Here is a 230-nt window from a genome sequence, read left to right as displayed (position 1 = left end):
CGCGGATGTCACGAGCGGTGCTCCCACGATAGCGGCTGCAGGCGGTGCAGCCTGCGCGCTGGTCGCGAGCGCAGTGTCTGCCTGCGCGGACGCTTTCGCGAGCGCCGACGCCACGTTGTTCGGCGTGGGCATACGCAACGCCTGGCGCGCGCGGGCGATGGCCTCGGCATACGTCTGCTGGTCGCTATTGAACCAGACGCCATAGGCCACGGTGCCCACCACGCCGAACG

1 pseudogene is annotated in these 230 nt (G+C 70.0%); it reads right to left on the bottom strand.

Annotated features, from left to right (window positions below):
• Positions 1-230 (bottom strand): annotated as a pseudogene (locus SB822_RS61460) (hypothetical protein); the annotation flags it as partial.

The sequence above is a fragment of the Paraburkholderia sp. SIMBA_054 genome, from assembly GCF_046534875.1.
Classification (GTDB): domain Bacteria; phylum Pseudomonadota; class Gammaproteobacteria; order Burkholderiales; family Burkholderiaceae; genus Paraburkholderia; species Paraburkholderia hospita.
Note: the sequence above shows the minus strand (reverse complement) of the source record. Positions and strands in the feature narration are given on the sequence as shown.